Annotated in this window: 21 protein-coding genes; 15 read left to right on the forward strand and 6 right to left on the reverse strand. The window is 73.6% G+C overall.

Features of this window, described 5'->3' with window-relative positions:
- Positions 1 to 39 precede the first annotated feature (39 nt).
- The 15 genes from PZE19_RS01805 (at position 40) to PZE19_RS01875 (ending at position 15,174) form a co-directional block, all read left to right on the forward strand.
- The gene (locus tag PZE19_RS01805) at positions 40 to 861 is read left to right on the forward strand and encodes a PHP domain-containing protein (RefSeq protein WP_277858873.1); all 822 of its coding nucleotides are present in this window, start codon (positions 40 to 42) and stop codon (positions 859 to 861) included.
- 127 nt (positions 862 to 988) lie between these two features.
- The gene (locus PZE19_RS01810; RefSeq protein WP_277858874.1) at positions 989 to 2,077 is read left to right on the forward strand and encodes a transporter; all 1,089 of its coding nucleotides are present in this window, start codon (positions 989 to 991) and stop codon (positions 2,075 to 2,077) included.
- A gap of 132 nt (positions 2,078 to 2,209) precedes the next feature.
- The gene (gene ftsY, locus PZE19_RS01815; RefSeq protein ID WP_277858875.1) at positions 2,210 to 3,115 is read left to right on the forward strand and encodes a signal recognition particle-docking protein FtsY; all 906 of its coding nucleotides are present in this window, start codon (positions 2,210 to 2,212) and stop codon (positions 3,113 to 3,115) included.
- Between the two features lie 152 nt (positions 3,116 to 3,267).
- Positions 3,268 to 4,797, forward strand: coding sequence for a hypothetical protein (locus PZE19_RS01820; RefSeq protein WP_277858876.1), 1,530 nt, complete (start codon positions 3,268 to 3,270; stop codon positions 4,795 to 4,797).
- Entirely contained in the window at positions 4,794 to 5,432 is a 639-nt protein-coding gene (locus PZE19_RS01825; RefSeq protein ID WP_277858877.1) for a FliG C-terminal domain-containing protein, read from the forward strand. The genes PZE19_RS01820 and PZE19_RS01825 overlap by 4 nt, the downstream gene beginning before the upstream one ends.
- A gap of 66 nt (positions 5,433 to 5,498) precedes the next feature.
- On the forward strand, positions 5,499 to 6,002 hold the full coding sequence (locus PZE19_RS01830; RefSeq protein ID WP_277858878.1) for a flagellar biosynthetic protein FliO: 504 nt from the start codon (positions 5,499 to 5,501) through the stop codon (positions 6,000 to 6,002).
- Between the two features lie 239 nt (positions 6,003 to 6,241).
- Positions 6,242 to 7,060: a flagellar type III secretion system pore protein FliP gene (locus tag PZE19_RS01835; RefSeq protein ID WP_277858879.1), complete on the forward strand. Its 819-nt coding sequence runs from the start codon at positions 6,242 to 6,244 to the stop codon at positions 7,058 to 7,060.
- 23 nt (positions 7,061 to 7,083) lie between these two features.
- A complete protein-coding gene (locus PZE19_RS01840) occupies positions 7,084 to 7,350 on the forward strand; it encodes a flagellar biosynthetic protein FliQ (protein WP_277858880.1) in 267 nt (88 codons plus the stop codon).
- A 24-nt stretch (positions 7,351 to 7,374) separates the two neighbouring features.
- Positions 7,375 to 8,142 carry a flagellar biosynthetic protein FliR gene (locus tag PZE19_RS01845; protein ID WP_277858881.1) on the forward strand — a complete coding sequence of 256 codons (768 nt, stop codon included), beginning with the start codon at positions 7,375 to 7,377 and terminating at the stop codon, positions 8,140 to 8,142.
- Positions 8,143 to 8,166: 24 nt separating this feature from the next.
- Positions 8,167 to 9,198, forward strand: a complete 1,032-nt coding sequence (locus PZE19_RS01850; protein WP_277858882.1) for an EscU/YscU/HrcU family type III secretion system export apparatus switch protein — start codon at positions 8,167 to 8,169, stop codon at positions 9,196 to 9,198.
- 226 nt (positions 9,199 to 9,424) lie between these two features.
- Positions 9,425 to 11,668, forward strand: a complete 2,244-nt coding sequence (locus tag PZE19_RS01855; protein WP_277858883.1) for a flagellar biosynthesis protein FlhA — start codon at positions 9,425 to 9,427, stop codon at positions 11,666 to 11,668.
- Positions 11,665 to 12,798, forward strand: coding sequence for a flagellar biosynthesis protein FlhF (locus PZE19_RS01860; RefSeq protein ID WP_277858884.1), 1,134 nt, complete (start codon positions 11,665 to 11,667; stop codon positions 12,796 to 12,798). Before PZE19_RS01855 ends, PZE19_RS01860 begins: the two co-directional genes overlap by 4 nt.
- A 73-nt stretch (positions 12,799 to 12,871) precedes the next feature.
- Entirely contained in the window at positions 12,872 to 13,054 is a 183-nt protein-coding gene (locus tag PZE19_RS01865) for a hypothetical protein (protein ID WP_277858885.1), read from the forward strand.
- 319 nt (positions 13,055 to 13,373) lie between these two features.
- A complete protein-coding gene (locus PZE19_RS01870; protein WP_277858886.1) occupies positions 13,374 to 14,150 on the forward strand; it encodes a FliA/WhiG family RNA polymerase sigma factor in 777 nt (258 codons plus the stop codon).
- Between the two features lie 289 nt (positions 14,151 to 14,439).
- Positions 14,440 to 15,174, forward strand: a complete 735-nt coding sequence (locus tag PZE19_RS01875) for a hypothetical protein (protein WP_277858887.1) — start codon at positions 14,440 to 14,442, stop codon at positions 15,172 to 15,174.
- Positions 15,175 to 15,210: 36 nt separating this feature from the next.
- Here the strand turns inward: PZE19_RS01875 and PZE19_RS01880 are convergent, their stop codons facing one another.
- The 6 genes from PZE19_RS01880 to PZE19_RS01905 all read right to left on the reverse strand — a co-directional run bounded on the left by PZE19_RS01880 (position 15,211) and on the right by PZE19_RS01905 (position 23,518).
- Positions 15,211 to 16,359 (reverse strand): TlpA family protein disulfide reductase, encoded by a 1,149-nt coding sequence (locus PZE19_RS01880; RefSeq protein ID WP_277858888.1) that lies wholly within the window; start codon positions 16,357 to 16,359, stop codon positions 15,211 to 15,213.
- On the reverse strand, positions 16,356 to 16,730 hold the full coding sequence (locus tag PZE19_RS01885; protein WP_277858889.1) for a hypothetical protein: 375 nt from the start codon (positions 16,728 to 16,730) through the stop codon (positions 16,356 to 16,358). The genes PZE19_RS01880 and PZE19_RS01885 overlap by 4 nt, the downstream gene beginning before the upstream one ends.
- Positions 16,731 to 16,835: 105 nt before the next feature.
- Positions 16,836 to 17,624 (reverse strand): class I SAM-dependent methyltransferase, encoded by a 789-nt coding sequence (locus tag PZE19_RS01890; protein WP_277858890.1) that lies wholly within the window; start codon positions 17,622 to 17,624, stop codon positions 16,836 to 16,838.
- Positions 17,625 to 17,732: 108 nt separating this feature from the next.
- On the reverse strand, positions 17,733 to 18,431 hold the full coding sequence (locus tag PZE19_RS01895; protein WP_277858891.1) for a hypothetical protein: 699 nt from the start codon (positions 18,429 to 18,431) through the stop codon (positions 17,733 to 17,735).
- A 170-nt stretch (positions 18,432 to 18,601) separates the two neighbouring features.
- Positions 18,602 to 19,897, reverse strand: a complete 1,296-nt coding sequence (locus PZE19_RS01900; RefSeq protein WP_277858892.1) for a DUF937 domain-containing protein — start codon at positions 19,895 to 19,897, stop codon at positions 18,602 to 18,604.
- A gap of 168 nt (positions 19,898 to 20,065) precedes the next feature.
- Positions 20,066 to 23,518, reverse strand: coding sequence for a S8 family serine peptidase (locus tag PZE19_RS01905; RefSeq protein ID WP_277858893.1), 3,453 nt, complete (start codon positions 23,516 to 23,518; stop codon positions 20,066 to 20,068).
- Positions 23,519 to 23,708 lie beyond the last annotated feature (190 nt).

The raw sequence follows: 23,708 nt of genomic DNA on the forward strand, positions 1-23,708 counted from the left end.
GCCCGCCCCGTCCCCGGCCGCCGAGGAAGGCCCCGGCGCGTGATCCGCCGCGACGCCGACCTGCACGTCCACACCACCCACTCCGACGGCGCCTGCTCCCCCTGCGAGGTCGTCGCCGCCGCGGCCCAGGTCGGGCTCGCGGCCCTGGCGATCACCGACCACGACACCGTCTCCGCCCTGGCGACCGCCCGCCCCGAGGCCGCCCGGCTGGGCGTCGAGCTGGTCCCCGGCGTCGAGCTGACCTGCGGCTACGAGGGCCGGGAGGTCCACCTCCTCGGCTATTTCTTCCGAGTCGACGACCCCGACCTTTTGGCCGCCGTCGACCGCCTGCGGACCGATCGCACGACGCGGTTCGACGCGATGGTCGCGAAGCTGGAGGCCCTCGGCCTCGTCGTCGACATGCGGGCCCTCCGCCGCTGCTTCCCGCGGGCGACGCTGGGCCGTCGCCACCTGGCCGAATACCTCTTCCGGACGAAGCAGACGGCGAGCGTCCGCGACGGCTTCGACCGCTTCCTGGCCGACGGCAAGCCGGCCTGCGTCGACAAGGTCCGGCTCGACGCGTTCGAGGCCCTCGGCCTGGTCGCGAGGGCCGGCGGCGTCGTCTCGTGGGCGCACCCTCCCTACAACCTGAAGCTCGAATCGCTCCGGGCCCTCGCCGACGCCGGCCTGGCGGCGATCGAGACCGCGGGCCCCGGCGTCCAGAACCGCGTCGGCCGCCGGTTCCGCGACTGGGCCGGGATCCTCGACCTGGTCCCCACCGCCGGCTCCGACTTCCACGCCCCCGACCGCCCCGGCCGACGCGTCGGCGCGACCGTCACCGCCGACGCCGACCTGCAACGCCTCCGCGAACGGGCCCGCTGACGGGCGAACCCGGGAATTGCGGAGGTCCCGGGCGCGTTTCGGCCGATGATACCGACGGCGGCTGCGGCGCGGCCTGCGTCAGGCTCGCCTGCGCACACGGAGCAAGCGGGGGCGGGGAGGAAGCGGCGTGCTGAGGACGCAGCCCGTAGGCGGAGGGTGGCCGAGAGCGAGGCGGCTGGCCCTGGCCGCCGCGGCGCTGGCCCTGTGCGCCCAGGCCGCAGGGCAGGGGGCGGCCCCGCCGACGGCCCCCGGCGCCGACTACGCGTCGCTGGCGACCGAGTTCGACCCCGGGCCGGGCTCCGAGGAGCCGGAGTTCTTCGCGGGCCGGGGCGACGCGCCCGAGGCCCCCAGGATCGAGACCAGCCTGCTCGGCGCGGCGGTCGACTCGATCTTCGGCGACGCCTACGCCCCCGGCCGCTGGCACCCCCTGCCGCTGCGGACGTTCTTCTCCGAAGGCTGGAACGAGGCCTGGGCGGGGGCCCCGGCGGGGAAGAACGGGACGTCGCCCCGCCACGGCTGGCTGGGGGCTTTCCAGGGGGTCTTCTACCGCCTCTGGTTCGTCGAGTTCGGGTATGCCCACGGCGTCGACGTCCCCCGCGGGAGCCAGCGCTATACGGGCGACTACACGCTGTTCCTACCTCTGAACCGGCGGTTCGAGGTGATGATCCAGGCGCCCTTCCTCATGGCGAATGGAACGGTCGACCCCCTGCGGGGCTACGCCTCGGGCGTCGGCGACCTGCGATTCGCCCCCAAGCTGATGCTGAGCGAGAGCGAGGGCCTGTCGCAGACCCTGTCGATGCTGATCCGGGTCCCCACCGGCTCGACGACGCTCGGCGAGGGGATCGCGTCGCTCGACCCGCGCTACGAGTTCTGGTCCAACCCGTTCGGCTCGTGGGTGGTTCGGGGCGGGGGCGGACCGAGCATCCCGCTGAACCCGCACCACGCCGCCGCGACGACCACCCTCATCGGCGACGCCGCCATCGGCCGCTTCTTCCGTCCCCACGACGTCCCCTTCGGCGACCTCGTGGTCTACGCGGCGTGCAACTACAAGGTCCCGCTGCGGGGCGACGTCACCTCGACCTACGTGGGGGTCGGCCCGGGGACGCGGTTCCACGTCGGGCGGAACTATTTCCTGCTGCACTACTGGGAGTTCGCCGTCGCCGGCGCGCACCCGCAGGACTACACGGTGCAGTCGGCTCTCCTGAAGATCTTCTGAGCGGGGATCGGCCCCGCCCCCGACGAGGCAGGCGCGAGGCCCCCGCCGGAGGTAGAATCAAGCGTCTTGTTGGTCGGCAACTTGGAGAGACCGCGGCTCGGGCCGGTCGGGAACGGGAGACGAAGGGCGGACATGGCGATCAAAGGGATCCTGGAGCGGTTCAAGAAGGGGCTGGCCAAGACGGCGCAGTTGTTCAACGTCCGGTCGTGGCTGGGCCGGAAGGTGGACCAGGCGTTCCTCGACGAGCTGGAAGGGCGGCTGATCCAGGCCGACGTCGGCGTGGCGGCGACCGCGCGGATCATCGACTCGGTGCGCGAGGCGTTCGCCGAGAAGACGGCCGACGAGGAGTTGGTGGGCTTCGTCAAGGACCAGCTCAAGGAGCTGCTGCGCGACCCCAGCCCCGACGCCCTGCTCGTGGCCTCCAAGAAGCCGAGCGTCTACCTGATCGCCGGCGTCAACGGCTCGGGCAAGACGACGTCGATCGCCAAGCTGGCCCAGCGGCTGCGGGACCAGGACAAGTCGGTCGTCCTGGCCGCCTGCGACACCTTCCGCGCCGCGGCCGCCGACCAGCTCTCGATCTGGGCCGGCCGCGCCGGCTGCGAGATCGTCCGGGGGGCGCCGGGGGCCGACCCGGCGAGCGTCGCGCACGACGCCTGCCAGCGGGCCCTGGCGCGGGGGAGCGAGATCCTCATCGTCGATACGGCCGGCCGGCTCCACACCCAGACGCACCTGATGCGCGAGCTGGAGAAGATCAAGTCGGTCGTCCAGCGCCAGATCCCGGGCGCGCCGCACGAGGTCCTGCTCGTCCTCGACGGCACCAACGGCCAGAACGCCATCCGTCAGGCGGAGGTCTTCACCAAGAGCATCGGCTGCACGGGGGTGATCCTGACCAAGCTCGACGGCACGGCCAAGGGGGGCGTCGTCGTGGCCGTCCGCCAGACCATGAAGCTGCCCATCAAGTTCCTGGGCGTGGGCGAGGGGATCGAGGACTTCCAGCCCTTCGACGCCGACGCCTTCGTCGAGTCGCTCTTCTCCTGAGCGAAGGCCCGCCGGGAACGCGCCGCGATTGACAGATCCGGCGGAATGTGGATAACACGGTCGCCCCGTGATGCGCCCGTCGTCATGCGCCCAGGGAAGGGCGGAGACGCCGAGCGGCTCTCTCGCATCGGGGGCGGATCCGTGGAGGATGGATGGCGACCTTCCGCATCGACGCGCTCGGTGAGACGCCGGCCCGGCTTCGCTCCTGGCTCGATCGCGCCCGCAAGGCGACGGCCGGCCGATCCGCGCCCGTGCGGCTCGGCCTGCTCGCGGTTTTGGCCGGCGGGGTCGCCGTGGCCGCCTGCCTGGCGGCCTGGTCGATCGCCCCGGCCGAGCGGGTCCTGCTGGCCTCGGGGCGGTCCTTCCGACAGGACGACCTGGACAGGGTCGAGCGGGCGCTGCGGGCCCAGAACATCGACTACAAGCTCGACGAGCGCCGCGTGAGCGTCGCCGGCCGCTCGGCCGACGCCGCCTCGGCGATCGTCGCCAAGCTCGACCTCGGCCCGCGGTCGCTCGACGAGCTGCGCGACGGCGCCGCCGCCTCGTCGTTCTGGGAGACGCCCCGCGACAAGGAGGAGCGCGCCCAGCGCGAGCGCGCCAAGGTCTTCGAGTCGATGATCGACGACCTGCCGGGCGTGGAAAGCTCCTTCGTCTGGATCAGCCGCGAGCGCCAGCGCGGGGTGCTGCGGCCGGCGACGCGCACGACGGCCCTGGTGCGGGTGCAGGCCGAAGGGGGCCGCGAGCTGCCGCCGAGCACGGTCGAGTCGATCACCTCGATCGTCACCGCGGCCGAGCCGGGCCTGACGCGGCAGTCGTTCACCGTCATGGACCGCGAGGGCCGCCTCTACCGCGACGCCGGCAACCCGGCCCTGACCGCGCTCTCGAACAACCGGGCCCGCGAGGAGGACCTGAGCCGCCGGATCCTCGACAAGCTCGCCTGGATCAAGGACGTCCGCGTCACCGTCAAGCTCGAAGACCCGCCGGCCGCCCCCCAGCCGGTCGCCGTCGCCGTCGCGGTCGAGCCGGCCCCGCGCCGCGAGCCCGAGGTCGTCCCGGCCCCGCCGACGATGTCGGTCGGCCTCAACCGCGCGATGGAGCTGGGCCCGGATGACGAGGCCCCCGCGGCCGAGGCGCCGGCCCCTGCGGCCGCCCCGCCGCCCGCGCCCCTTCGGCGACGCGGCGAGGTCTGGGTGCTCGTCCCCCGCAGCTACTATTACAACGCCGGGCTGCTCCCCGAGGGCGGGCAGACCTCGCACGAGGACCACCTCGCGCTGATGACCCGGACCAAGGCGCTGATCCGCAACGCGGTGCGGCTGGTGATCCCCGAGGCCGACGGCGTCGACTGGGCGCCGACCGAGATCGACGACCTCCCCGACGAGCTGACGACCGACCGCGCGCCGGCCGACGCCGCGGGCGCCGGGCGGCGCACGGCCCGCGAATGGGCGATGGCCGGCGCGGCGGGCGCCGCCGCCGCCGCGATCGTGGCCCTCGGGACCTGGGTCTTCGGCGGCCGGCAGCCGTCGCGGCGGGCCTCCCCCGGCCGCGGCGACCTCCGCTACCACCGCGGGACGGCCGGCGCGCCGGCACCCACCGAGCGGGTCCTCGAATTCGTCCGCCGCAACCCCGAGACCGCCTTCAGCGTGCTCAACCGCTGGACGACCCAGGGAGGGGGAAGGTCATGAACGCGTCGACCCCGTCCGCCCGTCCGAGCCACCGCCGCGACGCCGGCGCCGAGCCGTCGCGCGACGACCTCGACGCGCCCGCCGAAGCCCTGGGCCCGGCCCCCGCGGCCGCCGAGGCCCCGTCGACGGCCTCGATCCCGGCCCTGCGCAAGGCGGCCATCGTCCTCGTCAGCCTGGAGCAGTCGCTGTCGACCCAGATGCTCGCGCACCTCGACCGCGACGCCGTCGAGGCCGTGACCTGGGAGATCGCCCGCATGGAGCGCGTCGACCCGGCCGAGCAGGCCGTCGTCCTGGAGGAGTTCCTCCGCCTCGGCCTGCGGCGCCTCTGCTTCGTCTTCGAAGACCTGCTCCGCATGGGCGACCGCGAGATCCGCGCCGCCTTCCGCGGCGAGGACGCCGAGGCCTGGGCCCTGGCCCTCGCCGGCTCGGCCCCGCCGCTCCGCGCCAAGGTGCTCGGCGCCCTGAACGCCTCGGCCGCCCACACGCTCCAGCGCCACCTGGAGAACCTCGGCCCGTTCCGGCTCTCCGACACGGAGGTCGCGCAGGTCGAGATCGCCGAACGGCTCCGGATCCTCTACGACCAGGGCGCGATCGACCTGCCCGATCCCAGCGGCCGCGAGGAAGTGCTGGTCTGAAACCGCCCGAACGAACGTCACCACGCCCGGCCCGCCGACAACCCGCCGCGCACGAAGGACCCTCGCATGGCTCGAGCCAAGGCCCCCATCCTGATCCTCGCCCTGATGCTGGCGACCGCCCCGGCCGTCCGGGCGCAGGACGCGGCGCCCGATTCGAAGACGGCCCGGCCGACGCTCGCGAGCAAGCGGGCCCGGACGTCCTTCGCCCCCGTCTCGCAGAGCTGGTGGCTGGGGACGGCCTTCATGATCCTGGTCCTGGGCGTCGCCGGGGCGGTCTGCATCGCCGCGAAGCACCAGGGCGCCGGCAACTCGCCGGTCAAGCTCCAGGTCGTCGGCCGCGTCGCGCTCCCGCCCAAGCACGCCGTCTTCGCCGTCAAGGCCGGCGGCCGCACGCTCCTGATCGGCACCGGCCCCCAGGGCGCCCCTTCGCTCCTCGGCGAGCTGGAGGACGACGAGCCGGACGCCACCACCTCGACCCTGGCCCGCGTCGACGCGGCGGCCCCCCTCGCGTCCCGCCGCCCGATCCCCGCGCCCGGCCGCTTCGACGTCCGGATCGGAGACGAATCATGACGGGACGTCAGGCGGCGGACTGCGGCGTTTCTCCTTCTCCCCTCCTGGGAGAAGGTGCCCCGCAGGGGCGGATGAGGGGGCGGCTCGCCGCGGCTCCGCGTCCCCGCGCGGGATTCGACGGTCCCCCTCATCCGGCCTTCGGCCACCTTCTCACGCGAGGGGAGAGGGACGTTGCTCGACGGCTGCCTTGTTCATCCGGTCCTTCGGGCCACCTTCCCCGCCGAGGGGGGAAGGCCCTTATGGGCGGGCTCCTGCTGCTCTTCCTCACGATCGCCGGGCCTTGCTTCGCGCAGGCCCCGACGGGGGCGGGACGCAAGACGGTGACGCGCCTGAACGAGCCGGCCGCGGTCACGGAGCCGGCGTCGGCCGCCGAGAAGCCGGCGCCCGCGTTCAACCCGGCCGACGCGGCCCGCACGGTGCAGTCGATCGTCCTCTTCGGCGCGGTCTCGCTGGCGCCGGTCGCGCTCCTGATGATCACGCCGTTCGTGCGGATCAACATCGTCCTGATCCTGCTCCGGCAGGCGCTCGGCAGCCCGCAGGTGCCCGGCAATCAGGTGCTGACGGCGTTGGCCCTCTTGCTCAGCGCGCTGATCATGCGTCCGGTTGCCGAGCGGGTGTACGCCGACGCGGTCCAGCCCTACGTCGCCGGCCGGACGGGCGCGGTCGAGGCCTGGAATGCGGGCTCGGCCCCGATCAAGACGTTCATGGTCGACCAGATCGTCATGACGAATCATCAGGACTACCTGACGACCCTCCACGATCGCTCCCGCCCCGCCACCCCCGGCGCGGCCCAGCCGGAACGCCCGGAGGACTTCGCGATCGGCGTCGTCGCGCCGGCGTACATCCTCAGCGAGCTGACGACCGCCCTGAAGATCGGTTTCATGCTCTATCTGCCGTTCCTGGTGATCGACCTGGTGGTCTCGGCGGTCCTGGCGGCGATGGGGCTGTTCATGCTGCCGCCGACGCTGATCTCGACCCCCGCGAAGCTCATCGTCTTCGTCCTGGCCGACGGCTGGCTGCTCGTGGCCGACATGCTCCTCGCCGGCTTCTCGGCGTAGCGGAAAGGGAAAGGAGGCCCCGCGTGGACGTCAACCAGGCCCTCGATTGGACGCGCGAGGCGCTCCGGCTCACCCTGCTGCTCGGCGGCCCCTTGCTGGCCGCGGCCCTGGTGGTCGGGCTGGCGGTGAACATCCTCCAGACGCTGACCCAGCTCAACGAGCCGGTCGTCGGCCTGGTGCCCCGGCTGGTGGCGGTGATCGTGGCGACGCTGATCCTGCTCCCCTGGCTGGCCGCCCGCTGGATCGACTTCACGGTCGACCTGATCGGCTCGATCCCGGACATGCTCTAGTCTCGATGCGAGGGCCCGGCCGCGATGGGCGACATCCCGTTCGACGTCGGCTGGTACACCGCGAACGCGGCGGCGTCCGCCCTGATCGCGGCCCGCGCGGCGGGCGTCTGCTTCACGGCCCCGGTCCTCGCCGCGCCCGGGATCGACTGGCGATTCCGCGTCGTGGCGGCCCTGGCGCTCGGGGCCTGGATGACGCCCCTGGCCGCGGCGACGGTCGCCTCGCCCGCGTCGCCGTTCGGCCTCGGCTGGCTGGTCGTCAACGAGCTGCTGGTCGGGGGCCTGATCGGCCTGTCGGCGTCGCTCGTCGTCGCCGGCGCCAAGCAGGCGGGGGAACTCGTGGCGGTCCAGGCGGGGCTGGCGACGGCGTCGCTGTTCGACCCCGAGACGGGCGAGGAGCTGACGGCGCTCGGCCACCTCTACGGCCTGATCGCGATCGCGACCTTCCTGGCGATGGACGGCCCGCTGGTCATGGTCGACGCCCTGCTCCAGAGCTTCCAGACGATCCCGGCGGGCCGGCTCGTCTTCGAGCGGAGCACGGCCCAGGCGATGTTCGCGCAGGCGGCTGAGGCGCTCAAGCTGGCCCTCCGAGCCGCCGCGCCGCCGGCGGTCGCGCTGGCGACGGCCGGCGTGGCGCTCGGCTGGCTCGGCCGGATGGCCCCGAGCGTCCCCCTGATGGCGCTCTCGTTGCCGATCCGCGCGGCCCTGGGCGTGCTGCTCGTCATGGCGAGCCTCGCCGCGCTAGCCGCCTGTTTAGACGGCGCGTGGATCGCCTGGGCACGCGGCGGGCTTTGACCGAGGCGGGAGGGATCGCGACCGATGTCGGAAGACCGCACGCAGCCCGCATCCCCCCGACGCCGACAGCTCGCCCGCGAGCAGGGCCAGGCCGCGCACAGCCCCGAATTGACGGCCGCCGCCGGCTGGCTGGTCGCCGTCACGCTGCTGACGTGCTTCGGATCCTCCATGTCGGGATCGCTCGTCGACCTCGTGCGGTCACCGTTGGTCGGTCCCGCCGCGCGGCTGGAGGACGCCGTCGACCTCGCATGGCTGGTGCGTGACGCGGTTGTCGCCGTCGCGTCGCCCGTCGCCATTCTGCTCGTCGGCTTCGCGGCCGGCGCATTCGCGGCGCATCAGGGCCAGACCCGCGGCCTCTGGTCGCCCGCGCTCATCGCCCCCGACCCCTCGCGGCTCTGGCGCGTCGGCCGCGGCGGCGGGATCGGCGCCGGCGTGGAGCGCAGCGTCTGGTCGGTCGTGAAGGCCCTGATCCTGGCGAGCGTGGTCGTCTGGGCCGTCCGCTCGCGCTGGGGCGCCCTGCAAGGTCTGAGCTTCCTCGACTTCCCCGACGCCGCGCGGGGGGCCTTGTCGATCCTCCTCGCCCCGGCGTGGGCGCTGGCGGCGGCGATGCTCGCCGTGGGGGTCGTCGACTACGGGCTGCGGTCCGCCCGATTCGAGGCCATGCTGCAGACGACGCCCGAGGAGCAGCGCGAGGACCTGCGGACGATCGAGGGCGATCCCAAGGCCCGCGCCTCGCGGCGTCGGCTCGCCCAGGCGTGGCGCGACGGAACGCCCGAGCTGCTCGAAGGCGCCTCGCTCGTCCTGCTGGGCGACGCCGGCCTGGTGGTCGTGCTCGCCGGCGGCCCGCCGCCGCGCAAGGTCTTCGTGCGGGTGATCGGCCAGGGGAGGTCGGGCGGGTCGATCCGCAAGGCGGCCGTCCGGGCGAAGCTCCCGCAGCGCGACGCCGCGCAACTGGCCCTGCGGATCGCCTCGCGGGCGGAGGCCGCCTCGCCCCGGGCCGCGATCGCCGATCCCCTTCTGATCGCCCAGCTTCGCGCCGCGTGGCCGACCGCCTGATCTGGCGGTCGAAAGCGTCGGCCGCGGGCCTTTCGCACTGGACAATCCGGGGCGTCGGAAGTAAGGTCCCTGCACACATCACGCGGGCCGAATCCGGCACGCCGGGAGCATTCGATTCGAGCGGTCGGCCTGCCCCCGTCGGCGACGGGGAGGCCGGAGAGATCATGGCGAGGCGCGCCGCGACGGGTCGCGCGCCGTTCGGTCCGTCTCGTGTGGAGAGGAATGGATGCCTCCCTCGACGTCCGGTAGTTCCGCCGCCTGGAGAGCCGCCTCGGGGCTGGTCTTGCCGATCACCATCGTCGGCGCCGTCCTCGTGTTCGTCGTGCCCGTCTCGCCCGACGTGCTCGACCTGCTGCTCGCGGCCAACCTGACGCTGGCGGTCCTGGTGCTGCTGACGACGCTGGCGATCCGCTCGCCGCAGGAGTTCAGCGCCTTCCCGACGATCCTGCTGACCACGACGCTGACCCGGCTGGTGCTCAACGTCGCCACCACGCGGCTGATCCTGACCCGCGGCGGCGAGCACGGCGTCGACGCGGCCGGCACGGTCATCCGGGCCTTCGGCGAGTTCGTGGCGCGGGACCAGGTGCTCGTCGGCGTGATCCTGTTCGTCATCCTGGTCGTCATCCAGTTCGTGGTCATCACGAAGGGGGCCACGCGGATCAGCGAGGTCGCCGCGCGGTTCATGCTCGACGGCCTGCCGGGCCGCCAGATGGCGATCGACTCCGACCTGCACGCCGGGCTCATCGACCAGCACCAGGCCCACGCCCGGCGCGACGAGGTCTATCGCCAGGCGGACTTCTTCGGGGCGATGGACGGCGCCGGCAAGTTCGTCCGGGGCGACGCGGTGGCGGGCGTGGTGATCCTGCTGGTGAACATCGCCGGCGGCCTGTTCATCGGCGTCGTCCAGAACGGGATGGACTTCGGCAAGGCCGTCGACGTCTTCACGAAGCTGACGATCGGCGACGGCCTGGTGAGCCAGGTGCCGGCGTTCCTGATCTCGCTGGCGGCCGGCCTGATCGTCACGCGGTCGTCGTCGGCCAGCGACCTGGGCCGCGACGTCGTCGGCCAGCTCACGCGGAACCCGAGCGTCCTGGGGGTCTCGTCGGCCTTCCTCGGGCTGCTCGCCTTCACGCCGCTCCCCAAGATCCCCCTGCTCACGATCGCGGCCGTCCTCGGCTGGCGGGCCTACCGCCTGCGCGGGACGGGCCCCGGCGAGATGGACGCCGAGCACCACGAGTCCCGCCCGGCCCCGCGCCGGGCCGCCCGCGCCGAGGAACCTCGCGCCGAGAACGAGCCGGGCCCGCGCCCGACGGCGACGGCGGCCGAGCCGACCCGCATCACGGGCGACGCGGCGTCGGACGACATGGAGAACCTGCTGCACGTCGACCTGCTGGAGCTGGAGATCGGCTATCGGCTCATCAGCCTGGCCGACTCGACTCGCGGCGGCAACCTGCTGGAGCGGCTGCGGACCGTCCGCCAGGACGTGGCCCGCGAGCTGGGCCTGATCGTCCCCCAGGTCCGCATCCACGACGAGATCGGCCTCTCGGCGCACGAGTACCGCGTGAAGATCCGCGGGACCGTGGTCGGCGCGGGCTCGGCCTACGCCGGGCGGCTGCTGGCGATCCCGCCGGCCGGCCTGGGCGACCGCCCCGAGGGCCGCGAGGCCGTCGACCCCGCCACCGGTCAGGCCGCCGTCTGGATCCACGCCGAGGGCCGCGAGGTCGCCGAGCTGGCCGGCTGCAAGATCCTCGACGCGTCGGCCGTCGTCGCCGCCCACTTCGGCGAGATCGTCCGCAGCCACGCCGACGAGCTGCTCACCCGAGACCAGATCGAACGCCTCCTCGACCGCGTCCGGACCACGGCGCCCACGCTCGCGAACGAGGTCGTCCCCGGCCTGCTCCGGCCCGGCGAGCTGCAGCGCCTGCTGCAGAACCTGCTGCGCGAGCAGGTGAGCGTCCGCGACCTGGAGACGATCCTGGAGACGATGGCCGTCCACGCCGGCAAGCCGAAGGACGTCGAGTCGCTGACCGAGCTGGCGCGGCAGAGCCTGGCGCGGCAGATCACCGAGAGCCACCGCTCGACCGACGGCCGGCTCCGCGTCGTCACGCTCTCGCAGGACCTCAACACCCGGCTCACGATCGTGGCCGCGCAGTCCGAGGCGCACCCGTCGGAGGCCCTGGGCGACGAGACGGTCCGCAGCATCCTCCGCGCCGTGGCCCAGGGGGTCGGAGCCCTGATCGACGTCGGCCTGCCGCCGATCGTCCTGACCTCGGCCTCGGCCCGCGCCGTGCTCAAGGACCTGACCCGGGCCGACCTGCCCCGGCTGGTCGTCCTCAGCCAGCGCGAGATCCCTCGCGACACGCCCGTCGAGGTGCTGGGGACGATCGTCGAGGAGCCGACCGAGGCCGACGAGCCGGCCGAGCCCGCCGTCGACCCGGTGACGTTCGCCACGACCGAGGCGTTCGCATGACCTTCGAACGGCCCGCGAGGCGGGCGACGGGGAGCGACCTGGAGGCCAGGACCTATCGCGGCCGGACGATGCGGGAGGCGTTGGCGCGGGTGCGCCGGGACCTCGGCGGCGACGCCGTGATCCTCGCCGCCCGCGAGGTCCGCCGCCGCCGGCTGTTCGGCCTCGGGCCGGGCGCGACGGTCGAGGTCGACGCCTCGTCGCCGACCGCCGACTGGGTCGCGGCCCCTCCGGAATCGCGGCCCCCGCGCGGACTGGGGACCGACCTGGGTCGCGTCCACGCGATGGTCGGCGCGCTGAGCCGCCGCGGCCTGATGGAACAATGGTCGCCCGACCTGCCCGCCGAGCTGGCCTCGGCCTACGCACGACTCCTGGAAGCCGACGCGCCCGAGGCGTTCGCCCGGGCGCTCGTCCGCGAGGCCGCCGCCTCCGCCACGGCCGAGGACCTGTCGACCCCCGCCCCGGCCCGCGCGGCCGTCCGGCGCGTCCTGGAGGACGCGCTGGCCGTGGCCTCGCCGATCCGGGCGGTCTCGGGGACGCGGCGGGTCGTCGCCCTGGTTGGCCCGACCGGCGTCGGCAAGACGACGACGATCGCCAAGCTCGCCGCGACGCTCAAGCTCCAGCAGGGCGTGCGCGTGGGCCTCCTCACGGTCGACGCCTACCGCATCGCGGCCGTCGAACAACTCAAAACCTACGCCGACATCATCGACGTCCCGCTGGCGGCCGGCGACGACCCGGACTCGGCCCGCCGCGGGCTCGACGAACTCGGTCCGGTCGACGTGGTCCTGGTGGACACCGCCGGCCGGAGCCCCCGGGACGGCGAGAAGATCCGCGAGCTGGGCGAGCTGCTGGCTCGGCTGCGGCCCGACGAGGTCCACCTGGTCCTCAGCGCGGCGACGTCGGCGCGGGGCCTGGGCGCGGCGGCCGACCTGTTCGCCCCGGCGCGGCCGGACCGCTTGATCTTGACCAAGCTCGACGAAGCCGAGACCCTGGGGCCGCTCCTGGCGGTCCTGGGCCGGGCCGACCGCCCCGTCAGCTACCTGGCGACGGGGCAGGCCGTCCCGGACGACGTCGAAGCCGCCTCGCGGGGCCGCCTCGCCCGGCTGATCCTGGGCGAAGAACCGATCGCATGAACCCGGTCGCGGGCGCGCCGAAGCGTCGCCCTTCGCAGCGATTTCCCACGAGGCCACCCTCCGGAGGCGTCCCATGAACGACCAGGCCGAGAGCCTGAGACGACTGGTCCGGGCCCAGCGCGACTGGAAACGGATGACGACCGAGCCGCCGCAGCCGCGCCCGGCCTCCGAGCCGGCCGGGCGCGAGCCCTCGCCCGGCGTCGTCTGGGGCGTGGGACGCGGCCGCGGGCGCGGCGAGAAGCGCGGGCCGGATTGAGCCGGACGCGCGGCCGGGACGCGCCCAGGGATGGGACGCGCGGGTCGCGCGCGGCGGGCGGATTGTTCGGATTCTTCGGACGACGAGGCTCAAGACGGATGGGCGGGTCGTCCGATGAATAATGAGGATCGAGTTCCTTGAATGGTGAGGGGCAAGGGGCGGGATCGCCGATCGACGGGGCCGGGCCTTTCCGAAGGGCCGAGCCGCGTGCGGATCGGGCGGATCGTCTCGCGATCGCCGGCGGACGGACGAGCCGTCGTCCCCGCCGGAGGCCGCACAGGGATGTGCGCCCCCTCGCGCAGCCGACACGGAGGTCAGGATGTCAACCAAGGTGGATGTGGATGTGACCGAACTCTGGCGGGAGTTCAAGGAACAGCCCACCACGGAGCTGCGGAACCAGCTGGTCGAGCGTTACTTGGCCCTCGTCAAGTACAACGCCGAGCGCATCTGGCAGCGGCTGCCCGAAGGGGTCGACCTGGACGACCTGATCTCGGCGGGCGTCTTCGGCCTGATGGACGCGATCGACGCGTTCGACTTGACCCGCGGCGTCAAGTTCGAGACCTACTGCGTACCCCGAATCCGCGGCGCCATGCTCGACGAGCTGCGCACCATGGACTGGGTGCCCCGGCTGGTGCGCTCCAAGGCCACCAAGATGGAAGAGGCCCGCAAGGAGCTGGAGGCCCGCCACGGCCGCCCGCCCACGGGTCCCGAGCTGGCCGAGCGGCTCGGCCTGCCGATGGAGGAGTTCGAGAAGATGGCGATCGACGCCAACGCCGTCGGCCTCATCAGCCTGAACAAGAAGTGGTACGAGACCGACAGCTACAAGGACGTCCGCGAGATCGACATCCTCGAGGACAAGAAGGGGGAGGACCCCACCCGGCGGCTCCAGCGCAAGGACCTGATGCGCATGGTGACCAAGGGGCTCAACCGCAACGAGCGCCTCATCATCATCCTCTATTATTATGAAGAACTGACGATGAAAGAGATCGGCGCGACGCTCGACCTGAGCGAGTCGCGGGTCTCTCAGATGCACTCGTCGATCATCCAGCGGCTGCAGTCGCAGCTCTCCTTCCGCCGCCCCGAGTTCGGCACCTGACCCGGACGCGACGGGGCCCCGCCCGCCGGCCGGCCGATCCGTCCCGTCACGACCCGGACCGATCCGCCGAACCCGCCCCCCGGCTCTCGGGCGCCCCCCGAAGGCCGAGGGGCGGGTTCGCGCGCCGCCTCGATCGCGGGGTCCGGCGCTTCTCTTCCCGCCGCGGTCGTCTTAGAATGGACTTCGCGTCGCCGTCCGTCCTCGATCCGTCGACGGCGTCGCCGGGCCGGCGCCCGCGCGTCCGCCCCTCCGACGGCCCTTCCCACTCCGGATCCGGGTGACCGACGACATGAAGACGCGTCAAGCTGCGCCGGCCCTCGTGCTCTGCCTCGCCGCCCTCGCCGCGACGGCCTCGCCCGCCCGCGCCCAGGGCTTCGGCTACGGCTTCGGGGGCCTGGCGATGCCCTGGGTCCCCTCGCCGACGAACGCCGTCAACGACTGGGCCCTGCAGAACGCCGCCCGGGGCGGCCAGCGACCCCCCTCGAACAACGTCTACGCCAACAACCCCAACTCGTACATCAACCGCATCCGCGACAACGGCTTCGTCTCGCAGCAGGACGCCCGGGGCCGCGTGCCCGGGAGCCGACGCGCCGCCCAGGCCGCCGCGCGGTCGCTCGGCCAGGCCGCGACCGCCGCCGCCGAGCCCGCGCCCAAGGCGGCCCCGACCCCGGCACCGCCGCCGGCGAAGCCGACCCTGCCGATCGCGAGCTTCTTCGACGCCGCCGGCCGGCTCGTCTGGCCCTCGGACTCGCCCGTGGACGGCGAGTTGAAGGCCAAGCGCGACGTCTCCGACCAGGCCACGATTGCCGTCCGCCGCGAGATCGACGCGCAGGGCTGGGCCCCCATCGCCCTGGCCGCCGAGGCCCGCCAGAAGCTCCTGGACTACGGCCGCCCGGCCCTCCAGGAGATCCGCCAGGCCTCCACCCCCCGGATCGCCGAGGCGTTCCACGAGTTCCTCATGGGCCTGTACGACGCCCTCGGCGCCGCGACCGTCCCCCCGCCGCCGCCCGCCCCGCCGCGCTGATCGCGAGGGGCGGGAACGAGGGGCCCTCGCCGGAGATCAGGGCCCGACGAGCTTGGCGACGGTGGGCTCCAGGTTCTTGCGGACCAGGTCCAGGCCGACGACCTTGCCGTCGCGGTCGATCAGGACGCTGGCGGGGATCTCGGCCACGCCGTAGGCCTTGGCGACGTCGCCCGCGCCGGGGCGGTTCATCAGGTTGGGCCAGCGGAGGTTGTAGTCGAGGGCGAACCGGCGCACGTTCGGGATGTAGCTCTCGACGTCGGCCTGCTCGTCCTGGAGCGGGTCGAGGTTGACGCCGACGATCTCGAAGCCGCGGGCGTGGTCGGCGTCGTAGACCTCCTGGAGCCAGGTGATCTCGGCCGCGCTGGGCAGGCACCACGAGGCCCAGAAGACGACCAGCACGACCTTGCCGCGCAAGGCGGCCAGGTCGAACGGCCGGCCGTCGAGGTCCTTCCCCTGGATCGCCGGCGCGGGCTTGCCGACGAGCTTCAGCCGGTTCAGCCGCGAGCCCAGGTAGTCGCGCACGTCGTCCGCGTCGGCCTGCTCGAGGACGAGCTGGAAGGCCCGCGTCGCCACGTCGTAGCGGCCGGCGTGCACCAGGCGCTGATAGTAGGAGTCGGCGACGCCGAGCAGCTCCGCGCTGCTGAGGACGACGCCCGCCTCGGCCTTCGGGTCGGCCTTCCTGGCCAGCAACGCCGCGAGGTCCTTGAGCGACTGGTCGAAGTCGCCCCGGTCGCACTCGGCGATCAGCTTCACCAGGTTGGCCAGCGCCAGGCAGGACGGCGAGGGGAGCCCCGCCTTCAGCGCGGCGTCGGCGGCGGGCTCGGCCTGGGCGAATAGGTCGGCGGCGATGGCCGAGCGGAAGAGCTGCTCGTAGACGGCGGCCGCCTCCTTGGGCTTGAGGCCGACCGCCAGCTCCTGCAGCTGCTTCAGGCGGCCGAGGTCCAGGCCCTTGAGCTTCTCGGCGTACTCGGCGTCGATGGCGAGCAGCGCCGCGGCCGTGCCTTTCTGGGGACGGCTGAGGTTGGCCGCCTCCCCCTTGGTCGTCGCGGTGGAGGTCGGCGACGTCGCCGGCGCCTGCTGGCCCCACGCCGCGCCGGCGGTCAGGATCAGTCCGAGCGCCCCGACGGGGACGGTCCGGGCCAGGGCTCGGACGCGGGATGTGGGGGAGGGGTGGCGGCTCGTCATCGGCGGGTCTCCTGGTCGGGCGGGGTCGTCTCGCGGGCGGCGACGGGCGGCGTCGCGGGGATCGTCCAGGCGGCCTTCGGGGGCGCGGCCCGGGAGGTCTTCGAACGGGCCTTCCGGGCCGGCCGCGTCGACGACTGGCGATTCACCAGCCGCCAGAGCGCCGCGCCGAAGAGCAGGGCCGCGACCAGGGCGATCGCCCAGAGCCCGGCCTTCACGCCCCCGGAGAGGGGCGTCGCCGGGGTGTCGCGGAGGAACTCCGAGAAGGGCTTGACCGGCGCGGCCTCGGCGAGGGAATCGTCGACGAACAGCTCGTGCTCGCGCCGCTTGATCGAGATCTCCTGCTCGGGCTGGTCGCGTCGCTCCCCGGACATGCCGCCGTTCTCCACGCGAGGCCGGAGCCTCGACGATCCTGGTCCGCCGCCCCTCCAGACTAGTGCCCTCGGCCGGGCCGCACAAGGGACGCTCCGCCGTCGGCCTCAGGCCTCGGCACGGAAGAACCAGTCCCAGCTCGGCGGCTCGGCGGCGAATTCGTCGGCCCCGACGAAGTTCTCGTCCCAGGGATACAGGACCCGATCCAGGGCGACCGAGCGGAACCCCGCCTTCTTGAAGCGGTGATCGAACTCGAACGGCTGCCAGAACTTTTGCCGGAGCCCCTGGAACTGGAAGCGGCCGAACGCGAAGTCGTAATAGCGGTGCTCGCCGTGCAAGGCGGCGAACTGCTCGGCCTCGGCCGGGTCGAGCCCGCGGTCGAGCGCCTGCTCGTGGAGCAGCATCGTGTGGTACTGGATCGCGTCCATCGAGGGCGCGACGCCCATGAAGACCCCGCCGGGCCGCAGGGTGGCGTGGATCGCCGTCAACACGTGGTGGATCCGCCGCACGTCGGGCATGACAAGCGAGTTGACCGCCACCGCCACGTCGAGCGAGCCCGCCAGGTCTTCCAGCTCCTCCATCGGCCGCTGGAGGAACGTCACCCGGTCGCGATCCTCGGGCGCGAGCCGCTCGCGCGCCTTCGCCAGCATCCCGGGCGCGAAGTCGAGCGCCACGACGCGGCCGAACCGCTCAAGCAGCGGCTTGATGAGCGGCCCCGTGCCGCAGCCCAGGTCGGCCGCCGTCTTCGACCCGGCGTCCTCGACCGCGTCGAGCTGGGCCCAGAGCGGATTCCGCACGGCCGGGCCGTAGGGATCCAGGAAGACCTTGTCGTAATGCGATGCGTGGCGGCTCCACGAACGCTGCTGGTCGGGCGTATTCCGGCTGAATTTCGACACGATCGCCATCGCTCCCGGATCGGGCCCGCCGTCGCCGGGGCCCGCCTCAGGTGCGGGCCCTCGCCAAGGAAGATTAAGATTTGTAAATGATCTCGCCTCGCGACGTCGTCAAGGGGCGGAGGACGAGGTCTCGGCCGCCAGCACCAGCTCCGCGCCGTCGAACGTCAGGCCGCCGAGCCGGGGCAGGGCGACGAAATCGAAGCCGTTCGCATTCCCGAACGCCCAGGAGGCCGCCCTGGCCCTGCGCCGGACCCTCCCCGGCAGGCGCCGCCAGGCCGATCGCATCAGCGCGTCGGCCGGTTCCCTCGACTGAACGATCACGCGTCGATTCCGTGACAGGGCGTCGACGATCGGGCCGACTCGCGCGTCGACCGGGCCGTCCTCTCTGGGCCCGCCGATCGCGGCCGGCCGGAATCGGCCCCGGGGCAGGGGGGAGTCCTGGTCGGCGGCGGTCCAGTCGCTGCGGAAGGCCGGATCGAAGGCGTGGGGCCAGGCCCCCGCGCGGCGGTAAGACCACGGCGAGACGAAGAGGGCGTGGAAGGCCAGCGCGCCCGGACGCCCCTGGTCGTCGCAGCCCAGCGAGTCGACCCGGACGACCATCCAGGTCGAACGGTCCGCCGGCAGGGCGAAGACGCTCCGAAAGCGGTCGACCCCCGCGGGCCGCTCGCCGAACCGTTCGCAGGCCCGCTTCATCGCGTCGCGCCACGAGGGCGGACACCCCGCCGAAGCCGTCAGCATCGCGTAGCCGCGGGACCAGAACGGGAAGCTCCCGTAGACCGCCTGCTCGTATCCGATCCCGCCGAACATCCCTTCGCCTCGTTCGAGCTTCCGAGCCGCCCGGGCCGTCCGGCGCACCCTCGGCCGCTCTCCGTTCGCGGCCGTCCCGATCAGTGTACCCGCGCGATCCCGGGTCGATCAGGGCCGTCGAGGCCTCCGGCGACGAATCTCGGCGAAAATCCCGGACGGGCCCGAATCCATCATTCGGCGACGATCGCGATGGCGATCGGGACGTCGTCGGCGAGGTCGGCGGCGGCGGCTTCGGCGCCGATCCGGTCGGCCGAGACGCCCGCGGCGACGAGCGCGGCGCGCACGGCCTCGGCGATGCGGCCGGCGGTCGCTCGAGATGCGGCCGGATCGACGTCCTTGAGGGCTTCGCGGGCCTGAATCCTGAACTTCACGCCCGGGTAGGCCCCGGCGATCCGGGCGAGGCGGGCGATCGCGTCGGTTCCCTCTCGGGTGAGCTTGCCGTCGCGGTCGAGGGTCAGGTCGGGGGCGAGGAACGTCTGCGGCAGGGCCGGCCCGCCCGTCCGGAGAGCCTTGACCATCGCCTCGACGTACGAATTCTCGGGGACCTCGATCGTGACGTCGCCCGGCAGGGCGAGCGAGACGCCTCGCGCCGCGGTCTCCAGCGCCGGGCGTCCTTCGGCGGTGGCGAGGGCCGCGGGCGGGGGCTCTTCGTCCGCGGCCTGGGCCAGGTCGGTCGCCGGCCGGTCGGCGTCGGGGGCTTCGAGGCGGTCGTTCGGCGCGTTCCGCGGGAGGCCGCGGGGCACCAGTTCATAGGCCGCCAGCAGGGCCAGCACCCCCAGGGCCGTCGGGATCGCCCAGCGGACCATCGATGAGATGGGCCCGAGGTCCGCCGACTGCGGAGCGGACCAGTCGGTCGTTTGCCCGGGGCGAGGGGGGGCGACCGCATGGGCCGCCCCCAGTTCGGCGAGGCCGTGCAGCCCGAGCGCCTCGGCCAGGCCGCCGGGGGCCTGGCGGACGATGGCGTCCCTCTGGGCGCTCAGCAGGCCGCGGAGGCCGTCGAGGGTGATTCCCGGCGGGCCGAGCGTGACGCGGATCAGGCCGGCGAAGGCCGGGGCGAGCATGGCGAGGATCGTCGCGACGGTGGCGGGCCGCGCGCCCGAGCCGTCGGCGACCAGGTCCATCACGCCCCCCAGCCTGTCGCCGAAGATCGTGCGGAGCATCGACCGCCCGTTCGACGCGATCGAATCGAGAGAGCCCGACCTGAGGATCGCGCCGACGTCGTGCGCCGCATCCGACGGCCCTCCGGCCGGGTGCGGCCGAGGGGGAGCCTGCCGGATCTCGTCCAGGAGGCGGTCGGCGTCGCGCGGGGCGGCCGCGGCGTCGAGGAGCCCCGCGAGGATCGCCGGGCCGCCCAGGGCGAGCGCCTGCTCCACGCGGTCGGGCTGCTCGTCGAGCGCGACGCTCAGCTTGTGGACGGCTTCGACGTCGAAGATCGACTTCACCAGGCTGAGGAGGTCGACGGCCATGTTGCGTTCTCCACCGGTTTGCGACGCCCGAGCGGTTCGAGCCCCCACCCCGATCCTCGCCCGCCGCCCGAGGACCGTCCTTGATCCTCCGGCGTGGACGGGAGCGACGCAAGATCCGGCAGACGCCGCCGCACGACTTCCCCGCCCGGCCCCGACGCCCCGGGGTGGTCAGTCGAGGAAGAGGCCGCTGAGGACGGCGTTGACGCCTGCGGTCCTGGTGATGCGGAGCTGGACGCGTCCGGCGAGCGACCAGGAGAGGTAGAGGCCGTCGTGGAACGAGGCGACGGTGCGGGAGTCGAGCAGGGCGCCGGTGTCGGCGTCGAGGACGTCGACCCGCTGGGAGCGGGCGGAGCCGTCCCAGTCGACGAAGTAGAGGCCGACGGTGCGGGGCTGCGCGCCCAGGGAGAGGGTGGCGGAGAAGGCGGAGGCGGAGTACCAGGTGGCGGCGGTCCGGCCGGTGCCGGCGGGGTCCTGCAGGGCGCGGACGTCGGCGGAGCCGGCGGCCCAGGTGTAGCTGGAGGCGGAGGCGAGGGCGAGCGAGACGCCGGCGGGGAGCGAGGTGGCGGAGCCGGCCAGGGCGTAGCCGGCGGCGCCGCGGACGCCGCGCCAGGAGCCCTGGGTCGTCGCGTCGGCCCCCAGGAACGTCGCCGCGTTGCCCGCCTCGCCGTCGAGGAAGAGGCCGCTGAGGACGGCGTTGACGCCTGCGGTCCTGGTGATGCGGAGCTGGACGCGTCCGGCGAGCGACCAGGAGAGGTAGAGGCCGTCGTGGAACGAGGCGACGGTGCGGGAGTCGAGCAGGGCGCCGGTGTCGGCGTCGAGGACGTCGACCCGCTGGGAGCGGGCGGAGCCGTCCCAGTCGACGAAGTAGAGGCCGACGGTGCGGGGCTGCGCGCCCAGGGAGAGGGTGGCGGAGAAGGCGGAGGCGGAGTACCAGGTGGCGGCGGTCCGGCCGGTGCCGGCGGGGTCCTGCAGGGCGCGGACGTCGGCGGAGCCGGCGGCCCAGGTGTAGCTGGAGGCGGAGGCGAGGGCGAGCGAGACGCCGGCGGGGAGCGAGGTGGCGGAGCCGGCCAGGGCGTAGCCGGCGGCGCCGCGGACGCCGCGCCAGGAGCCCTGGGTCGTCGCGTCGGCCCCCAGGAACGTCGCCGCGTTGCCCGCCTCGCCGTCGAGGAAGAGGCCGCTGAGGACGGCGTTGACGCCTGCGGTCCTGGTGATGCGGAGCTGGACGCGTCCGGCGAGCGACCAGGAGAGGTAGAGGCCGTCGTGGAACGAGGCGACGGTGCGGGAGTCGAGCAGGGCGCCGGTGTCGGCGTCGAGGACGTCGACCCGCTGGGAGCGGGCGGAGCCGTCCCAGTCGACGAAGTAGAGGCCGACGGTGCGGGGCTGCGCGCCCAGGGAGAGGGTGGCGGAGAAGGCGGAGGCGGAGTACCAGGTGGCGGCGGTCCGGCCGGTGCCGGCGGGGTCCTGCAGGGCGCGGACGTCGGCGGAGCCGGCGGCCCAGGTGTAGCTGGAGGCGGAGGCGAGGGCGAGCGAGACGCCGGCGGGGAGCGAGGTGGCGGAGCCGGCCAGGGCGTAGCCGGCGGCGCCGCGGACGCCGCGCCAGGAGCCCTGGGTCGTCGCGTCGGCCCCCAGGAACGTCGCCGCGTTGCCCGCCTCGCCGTCGAGGAAGAGGCCGCTGAGGACGGCGTTGACGCCTGCGGTCCTGGTGATGCGGAGCTGGACGCGTCCGGCGAGCGACCAGGAGAGGTAGAGGCCGTCGTGGAACGAGGCGACGGTGCGGGAGTCGAGCAGGGCGCCGGTGTCGGCGTCGAGGACGTCGACCCGCTGGGAGCGGGCGGAGCCGTCCCAGTCGACGAAGTAGAGGCCGACGGTGCGGGGCTGCGCGCCCAGGGAGAGGGTGGCGGAGAAGGCGGAGGCGGAGTACCAGGTGGCGGCGGTCCGGCCGGTGCCGGCGGGGTCCTGCAGGGCGCGGACGTCGGCGGAGCCGGCGGCCCAGGTGTAGCTGGAGGCGGAGGCGAGGGCGAGCGAGACGCCGGCGGGGAGCGAGGTGGCGGAGCCGGCCAGGGCGTAGCCGGCGGCGCCGCGGACGCCGCGCCACGAGCCCTGGGTCGCCGCGTCGGCCCCCAGGAACGTCGCCGCGTTGCCCGAGCGCGGCAGCGCCGCGCCGACGTTGAGCCGGCCGCCGGTGACGAGCTTGGTCTGCAAGGCGGGCACGGGCGTGGCCGTGCTCTCGATCTGCGTGATGATCTGCGTGTAGGTCCACTCGGGGTGGGCGGCGAGCAGCAGGGCCGCGGCGCCGCTGACGAACGGCGAGGCCATCGAGGTGCCGCTCTGGTAGCCGTAGCGGTTGCCCGGCAGCGTGCTCAGGATGCTCACGCCGGGCGCCGCGACGTCGACCGTCGTCCTGCCGTAGTTCGAGAAGCTCGCCAGCGTGCCGTCGGACGCGATCGCCGCGACCGAGACCACGTTGGGGCTCGCGGAGGACGCCGGCCAGAACGGGTTCACGTCGGTGTTCAAGGCGCTGTTGCCGGCGGCGGCGACGAAGACCGAGCCGGCCGCGGCCGCGGCGGCGATGGCCGAGTCGAAGGTCGTGCTGGCGGTCCCGGCGGCCCCGTAGCTGTTGTTCGAGACCCGCGCCCCGTGGGCGGCGGCGTAGAGGGTGGCCGCGGCCGCGTCGACGTCCGAGCCGCTGCCCGAGGAGTCGAGGAACTTCAGCGCCATGATCTGGACGCGCCAGTCCACGCCCGACACGCCCACCCCGTTGTTCCCGGTCGCGCCGATGATCCCCGCGACGTGGGTGCCGTGGCCGTGGTCGTCCAGGGGGTTGTTGTTGCCGGCGACGAAGTTCCAGCCGATGATGTCGTCCACGTACTGGTCGCCGTCGTCGGAGACGCCGTTGGACCACCCCCCCTGCCCGGAATCCGCCCCGCCGGGGAGCCGGCCCATGGAGACCAGCAGGTCGGAGCCCGTGATCAGGCCGTCGCCGTTCGAGTCGACGATCTTGCCGACCCCCTGGTTGGGCTTCGAGCCGCCGGGGGACGTGTAGTTGAGGTCGTAGAAGGTGATCAGGCCGTCGCCGTCGACGTCGGTCAGGTTGGCCCGGCGCGAGGCCGGGATCTCCGCCTGGTTGATCCACATGTTCTGGTACAGGTCGGGATGGTTGTAGTCGACCCCGGTGTCGACGACGGCCACCACGACCGTGGAGGAGCCGGTCGTGGCGTTCCAGGCCGTCGGGGCGTCGATGCCGGCGGTCCCGTTCAGCCCCCACTGGCTGTTGTCGACGTAGCCTGGGTCGTTCGGCGTCGCGTCGATGCTGAAGGTCTGGCTGGGCTCGACGTAGCCGAGGCCGGGCAGGACGGCCAGGCGTCCCGACAGCCGCCTCAGGGCCGTCGACGTGCCGGTCGCCTCGAGTACGCCGGGCAGCCCCGTGGGCTGGAGGGTCGCCCCGGCCCGCTCCGCCGCCGCGGCGAGGTCGGCCGTCGAGGCGTCCTTCACCTGCACGAGCAACGCCCCCGCCGACGTCGTGCTCAGGACCGTACGGGCCTCCAGCCGCTCGAAGTGGACCGTCCGGGTCCGCGACTGGCGGACGCCGCGCCGACGCCGATTCTCCGTCCGAATGCTCATGGGTGGCTATCCTTCAAATGGTGCGGAGGCGTCGGGTTGCGCAGGAGGACGGAAGCGGTCCCGCCGGCGAGGCGTCGCGTGGATGAATGATGTCGAATCGATATCGTCGAGACGGAGTACTTCGAGCGCGAAAACGCGGAGGCCGAGCCTCGCGTGGCGCGACGTGGGTCTCCGGGCGGCCGGGACTTGA

Source organism: Paludisphaera mucosa (assembly GCF_029589435.1).
Lineage (GTDB): Bacteria > Planctomycetota > Planctomycetia > Isosphaerales > Isosphaeraceae > Paludisphaera > Paludisphaera mucosa.